The sequence below is a fragment of the Acidovorax sp. GW101-11A03 genome (assembly GCF_059424825.1).
Genome location: NZ_JBWKZU010000013.1, coordinates 80410 through 87016, shown reverse-complemented (window position 1 = coordinate 87016; position 6607 = coordinate 80410). Strand labels below are relative to the sequence as shown.

The following is a 6607-nucleotide window of genomic DNA, read 5'->3' as shown; positions in this document are numbered from 1 at the left end:
ACCTTGCTCACGCCTGCGATCTGGCCAGCGGCAGCAGCAGCAGCGCCCGCGTTGTGGCCAGCCACCAGCACATGCACGTCGCCACCGCAAGCGGCTGCGGCCGTCACGGTGTTCAGGGTTGCGCCCTTGATGGATGCGTTGTCGTGTTCAGCAATAACGAGTACCGACATTTAGATCACCTTCGCTTCGTTCTTGAGTTTCTCGACCAGAGCGGCCACGTCGGCCACCTTGACGCCAGCGCCGCGCTTGGCAGGCTCGCTGACCTTCAGGGTCTTGAGGCGGGGCGCCACATCCACGCCGAGGTCTTCGGGCTTGACGGTGTCCAGCTGCTTCTTCTTGGCCTTCATGATGTTGGGCAAGGTGACGTAGCGGGGCTCGTTCAGGCGCAGGTCGGTGGTGATGACGGCAGGCAGCGACAGGGCCAGGGTTTCCAGGCCGCCGTCGATTTCGCGCGTCACGTTGACCTTGTCAGCAGCCAGTTCCACCTTGCTGGCGTTGGTGGCTTGCGGCAGGTCGGCCAGGGCCGCCAGCATCTGGCCGGTCTGGTTGGCGTCGTCGTCAATGGCCTGCTTGCCCAGGATCACGAGCTGAGGCTGTTCCTTGTCCACCAGGGCCTTGAGCAGCTTGGCCACGGCCAGGGGCTGCAGTTCCACGTCGGTCTCGACCAGGATGGCACGGTCGGCGCCGATGGCCATGGCGGTGCGCAAGGTTTCCTGGCACTGGGCCACGCCGCAGGAGACTGCGATGACTTCGGTCACCAGGCCTTTTTCTTTCAGGCGCACGGCCTCTTCGACGGCGATTTCGTCAAAGGGGTTCATGCTCATCTTCACGTTGGCGATGTCCACACCCGTGTTGTCCGACTTCACGCGGACCTTCACGTTGTAGTCCACCACGCGCTTGACAGGGACCAAGACCTTCATTGCTGCGGCTCCTAGAGAGTTGGTTGAATTGACGTTTACGTAAACTGGAACATTCTATGCCGCACTGCAACGCAACTGCTACAGGACCGGGGCAGAGACTGCACGATCAAAAAAAGAACGATCGTGCTTTTTGTCGATTATAGGCGAGTGCGCCGGACCACTGTCCAGTGTTTGTTGTCGCCTGCGGAACCCGGCACCAGGGCTGCATGCCGGACTCACTGCGCGGGAGCCGGTGCGGGTGCCACCGGAGCGCCGGGCGACATCGCCGCCGCCAGCCCCCCATCGACCTGCACGTGCATGACCCGCTGGGGGTACGGGATTTCGATCTGGTGGGCGCGCAAGGCGCTCAGGATGGCGCGGTTGATCTCTGAGCGCAGGCCCAAGGCGCCGTTCTCGGGATCGGCAATCCAGAAGCCCACCGTGAACTCCAGCCCGTCGGCACCAAAGGCCGACAAGGCCACGCTGGGCGCGGGGTCGCGCAGCACCCGGCTGCTGGCCAGGGCGGCCTCTCCCAGGAGGCGGGTGACCAGTTCCACATCGCTTTCGTAGGCCACGCTCACCACGGTGGACAGCCACACGCGGGGGTCGGCCAGCGACAGGTTCTCCACCCGCTGGGTGATCAGCATTTCATTGGGCACGATGGATTCGCGGCCCGTGGAAGAGCGCACCACGGTATAGCGGGCATTGATGGCGGTGATGCGGCCCTCGAAGTTGTCCACCCGCACGTTGTCGCCAATGCGCATGCTGCGCTCGGCCAGAATGACAAAGCCGCTTACATAGTTGGATGCAAGCTTCTGCAGGCCAAAACCGATGCCCACGCCCACCGCGCCCCCCAGCACCGACAGGGCCGTGAGGTCGATGCCCACAGCCGACAAGGCCATCATGAGCCCCACAAACACCAACAGCGCGCGCACGGCATTGCTCACGGCCATGCGCAGCGACAGCTCGGCCCCGGTGGCCGAGCGCAGCAGGCGCGCCTCGATGACCGCAGAAATCCACAGCGCGATCAGCAGGACGGCACCCGCCGTCAACGCGCCTTCGATCATGGTGCGCACCGACAGCGTGGCACCGCCCACCTTCCAGTGGATCTGGTCCAGCTCGTCCAGCACCAGCGGCAGGAGCCCCGTGACCCACAGCACCATGCCCAGCCAGGCCAGCCAGGAGATAGAGCGCTCGATAGGCCGCACCCAGGCTGCATCGGGATACGCCACCTGCAGCACCTTCACGCCGATGCGTATCACGACCAGCGCCACCAGCACCGGGATTGCCACCTTGAAGGCCACCAGCGCCACCCAGTGGTGCAGCACGGTGCGCGCCACATAGGCCAGGCCCAGCAGCAGCAGCGGGAACAGCGCGCCATCCACGATCCGCACACCAAACAGGATGGAGCGCGGGTCGCCCCGTTGCAGGCCGCGTTGCAGCAGCGCCACCAACGCCCAGGCCAGGGCCACACAGCCCGCCAGGGCCGCCAGCTCCACCAGCACGGTGGGGCTCAAAAAGGCCTGCACCCACAGGCCCACATCGTCCAGCATCGGTTTGTCCATTGCCATCGTGCGGGCCCTCAGCGCTTCCAGCCGGGCTGGCGCTTTTCCGCAAAGGCGCGTGCTCCTTCCTGCGCGGCCTCATCCATCATGTTGGTGGCCATGGCCTGGCCCGCCAGCTGGTAGGCGGCGTCCATGCCCAGCTCGCGCTGCTGGTAGACCAGCGCCTTGCCCATGGCCACGGCCACGCGGGGCTTCTGCAGGATGGACAACACCAGTTTTTCGACCTCAGCATCCAGGGCATCGGCAGGCACAACGCGGTTGACCAGCCCTTGCGCCAGCGCCGTGGGGGCGTCGATGAAATCGCCGGTGAGCAGCATCTCCATCGCCCGCTTGGCGGGCACGTTGCGCACCAGAGGCACGCTGGGTGTGGCACAGAACAGGCCGTAGTGGATGCCGCTGGTGGCAAAGCTGGCCGTGTCGGCCGCCACGGCCAGGTCGCACTGCGCCACCAGCTGGCAACCCGCCGCCGTGGCCATGCCCTGCACGCGCGCGATCACGGGCACGCTGAGCTTGTGGATGGTGAGCATCATGCGGCTGCACTGGGCAAACAGCTGCTGGTAGTACGCCAGATCGGGATGGGCCGCCATGTCCTTGAGGTTGTGGCCCGCGCAAAACGCCTTGCCCGCCGCAGCCAGCACCACCACACGCACCGATTCATCACGACCGGCATCGTCCAGCGCCCGCTGCAGCGCCGCAAGCATCTCGCTGCCCAGCGCATTGAAGCGGGCGGGGTCGTTCAGGGTCAGGGTGACCACGCCACGGGCGTCGCGGGTGGTTTGCAGCACATCATCGAAGTTCTTTGTCGTCATAGTTTGCTCCTGTCAGCCATCTGCACGCCGACTGAAACTGGCACGGCTCAGGCGAGGGCCGCCGCGCAAGGGCCGCCCCGCCGCGCTGGCGGCGTCCCCCTTCCGCATCGCGCAGCGATGCCAGAGAAGGGGGAAGCGGCAAAGCCGCTCAGGGGGTTGGTCACAAGTCCGCCAGGACGCGCAGGTGCGTCTCCACACTGCGCGCCAGCGGCCCCATCACATAGCCACCCTCCAGGCAGGACACGATGCGGCCCTTGGCATAGCGCCGCGCCACGTCCTTCACACGCTGGGTGATCCAGGCGTAGTCCTGCTCGGTCAGGCCCAGCTGGCCCATGTCGTCCTCGCGGTGGCCATCAAAGCCTGCGCTCACAAAAATCATCTCGGGCTTGAAGGCTTCCAGCCGGGGCATCCACATCATCTCGATGATCTCCCGGATGTCCATGCCCCGCGTGTAGGCCGGTACCGGCACATTCACCATATTGGGGGCCGGGTCCTGGTCGCCGCTGTAGGGGTAGAACGGGTGCTGGAAGATGCTGACCATCAGCGCGCGCGGGTCGCCCGCCAGGATGTCCTCGGTGCCATTGCCATGGTGCACGTCGAAGTCCACTACCGCCACGCGCTGCAGGTTGTAGCGCTGCAGCGCGTATTTGGCGGCCACAGCCACGTTGTTGAAGAAGCAGAAACCCATGGCCTTGTCGCGGCAGGCATGGTGGCCCGGCGGGCGCACGCTGCAAAAGGCGTTTTCGACCTCGCCCGCCATCACCGCATCGGTGGCGGCCAGGGCGGCCCCGGCGGCGCGCAGGGATGCCTTCCAGGTGTGGGCGTTGATGGAGGTGTCGGTGTCGATCTGCGCGTAGCTCGGGCCACCGGCCATCAGCTCTTCGTTCAGCCGGTCCGACAGGCCCCGCAGCGCCGCAATGTGCATGCGGCCATGGGCCAGCTCGATGTCGGCCAGCGAGGCCTCGGGTGCCTCGTAGCGCTCCAGCGCATCAGCCACGCCGGTGATCAGCAAACGGTCTTCGATGGCATCCAGCCGTTCAGGACATTCGGGGTGCCCCGGGCCCATCTCGTGCTTCCAACAATCCCGGTGGGTGAAATAGCCCGTCTTGCTCACAGTCAATCCCCGTGTCTCAATTTTTTAGGATAACGTCGCGCCATGAATGCACAGCACAAGATCAAATCGCTTCTGGACCAGCTTAACACGGTGATTGTGGGCAAACAGGCCCAGGTGCAGGACTGCGTGGCCTGCCTGCTGGCAGGGGGCCACCTGCTCATCGAAGACGTGCCGGGCGTGGGCAAGACCACGCTGGCGCATGCGCTGTCGCACACCTTCGGCCTGCAGTTTTCGCGCGTGCAGTTCACCGCCGACCTGATGCCCAGCGACCTGACCGGCGTGTCGGTGTACGAGCGCGGCAAGGAAGCCTTTGTGTTCCACCCCGGCCCGGTGTTCGCCCAGGTGCTGCTGGCCGACGAAATCAACCGCGCCAGCCCCAAGACCCAAAGCGCACTGCTCGAAGCCATGGAGGAAAAGCAGGTGTCGGTGGAGGGCGAAACCCGCGCCCTGCCCCACCCCTTCTTCGTGATTGCCACCCAGAACCCGCACGACCAGCTGGGCACCTTTGCGCTGCCCGAGTCGCAACTCGACCGTTTCCTCATGCGCATCTCCATAGGCTACCCCGACCGTGCGGCCGAGCGCCTGCTGCTGTCGGGCGCCGACCGGCGCGACATGGTGAGCAGCCTGCTGCCCCTGCTGTCCAGCGACGAACTGACCGAACTGCAGCGCCAGGTGCAGGCCGTGCACACGGCCGAGCCGCTGCTCAACTACGTGCAGGACCTGATCGCCGCCACCCGCTCGGGCCGCTGGTTTTTGCAGGGCCTGTCGCCCCGCGCGGGCATTGCCATGCTGCGCGCGGCCAAGGCCCAGGCCCTCATCAGCGGGCGCGACTATGTCGCGCCCGACGACGTGCAGGCCGTGCTGCCCCAGACCATCGCCCACCGTCTGGTGCCCGTGGGCGACGCCGGGCGGGGTGCGGTGGAGCAGGTGCGCGCCATGGTCGATGCCGTGCCCTTGCCCTGAGAAGGTGTGAGCACACCGTGGCAATCCCCATGGACCCGGCTGCCCCCGCCCCCTGGCGCACCGCCCTCGCCCGGCTGAGCCCGCTGGCGCCCTTTCGCAAGCGCTTCCAGAACTGGTGGCAGACACGCCTGCCGCTGAGCGACACCCTGCTGCTCACCCAGCGCAACGTCTACATCCTGCCCACCAGCTCGGGCTGGATGCTGGCGCTCACGCTGGCCGTGCTGCTGGTGGCATCCATCAACTACCAGCTCAACCTGGGCTACCTGCTCACCTTTTTGCTAGCAGGCAGCGCGGCGGCAGGCATGCACATCTGCCACGCCAACCTGCGGGGCCTCACGCTGCACCTGAAGGCGCCCGAGCCCCAATTCATGGGCACAAGCACGGCGTTTGAGCTGCAGTTGTCCAGCGACCGCAAGTCGCCGCGCTATGGCATCGCGCTGTCGGTGCATGGCACGGGCAAGGCCGAGCACCACTGGGCGTGGACCGATGTGCCCGCCCAGGGGCAGGCCAGCGTGCAGGTGGCCTTCCGCCCCACGCGCCGGGGCCTGCACCGTGTGCCCACGCTCACGGCCGAGACGCGGTTCCCGCTGGGCACCTTCCGCGTCTGGACCTACTGGCGCCCGGCCTCCGAGGTGCTGGTCTACCCGGCGCCCGAGGTGCCCGCGCCCCCCCTGCCCCCGGGCGAGCCCCGCGCGGGCGGCACGGGTAGCGCACCGTCGCAGGGCATTGGCGAATTCGATGGCGTGCGGGCCTACCGGCGCGGCGACCCGCTCAAGCTGGTGGTGTGGAAGAAAGCCGCCAAGTCGCTGGCCACCGGCACGGAAGATCTGGTGAGCCGCGACGCCCAGCAGGCCCAGCGGCACGAGCTGTGGCTGGACCTGGCCCGCGCCGCCCTGCCCGACCACGAAGCCCGCGTCTCGCGCCTGACGGCCTGGGTGCTGCAGGCCGACCGGCTGGGCCTGGACTATGGCCTGCGCCTGCCCGGGGTCGAGATTGCCCCCGATACCGGCGCCGCCCACCGCAGGCGCTGCCTGGAGGCACTGGCCCTGTGTTGATGTGGAACACCCCCCTGAGCGGCTGCGCCGCTTCCCCCCGCTCTCGCAGCGCTGTGCGCTGCGGGCAGGGGGACGCAGCCCTCGCTGCGGGGCGGCCCTTGCTTGGCTGCCCTGGCCTTGGGCGCGCCAGTTTCATAGGCTGCGGGTGGCGCGCAGCGCTGTGGAGGGCAGACATGAAACACAGTGCGACGCCGATCCCAAA

At 67.1% G+C, this 6607-nt stretch carries 6 protein-coding genes and 1 pseudogene; 2 read left to right on the top strand and 5 right to left on the bottom strand.

Annotated features, from left to right (window positions below):
• The 5 genes and pseudogenes from AC07Z7_RS08125 to AC07Z7_RS08105 all read right to left on the bottom strand — a co-directional run.
• A pseudogene (locus AC07Z7_RS08125) lies at positions 1 to 170 on the bottom strand (electron transfer flavoprotein subunit alpha/FixB family protein); the annotation flags it as partial.
• Positions 171 to 920 carry an electron transfer flavoprotein subunit beta/FixA family protein gene (locus AC07Z7_RS08120; RefSeq protein ID WP_094287142.1) on the bottom strand — a complete coding sequence of 250 codons (750 nt, stop codon included), beginning with the start codon at positions 918 to 920 and terminating at the stop codon, positions 171 to 173.
• Positions 921 to 1135: 215 nt separating this feature from the next.
• Positions 1136 to 2464 (bottom strand): mechanosensitive ion channel family protein, encoded by a 1329-nt coding sequence (locus AC07Z7_RS08115; RefSeq protein WP_494765947.1) that lies wholly within the window; start codon positions 2462 to 2464, stop codon positions 1136 to 1138.
• A gap of 17 nt (positions 2465 to 2481) precedes the next feature.
• Positions 2482 to 3273 carry an enoyl-CoA hydratase gene (locus AC07Z7_RS08110; protein WP_494765945.1) on the bottom strand — a complete coding sequence of 264 codons (792 nt, stop codon included), beginning with the start codon at positions 3271 to 3273 and terminating at the stop codon, positions 2482 to 2484.
• A 160-nt stretch (positions 3274 to 3433) separates the two neighbouring features.
• Complete coding sequence (locus AC07Z7_RS08105; protein ID WP_205734091.1) at positions 3434 to 4387, bottom strand: histone deacetylase family protein; 954 nt, start codon at positions 4385 to 4387, stop codon at positions 3434 to 3436.
• A gap of 42 nt (positions 4388 to 4429) precedes the next feature.
• On the opposite strand from AC07Z7_RS08105, the gene AC07Z7_RS08100 reads away from it, so the two are divergent.
• Positions 4430 to 5350 (top strand): AAA family ATPase, encoded by a 921-nt coding sequence (locus AC07Z7_RS08100; RefSeq protein ID WP_063462875.1) that lies wholly within the window; start codon positions 4430 to 4432, stop codon positions 5348 to 5350.
• 29 nt (positions 5351 to 5379) lie between these two features.
• Entirely contained in the window at positions 5380 to 6405 is a 1026-nt protein-coding gene (locus tag AC07Z7_RS08095) for a DUF58 domain-containing protein (RefSeq protein ID WP_494765946.1), read from the top strand.
• Positions 6406 to 6607: the final 202 nt, after the last annotated feature.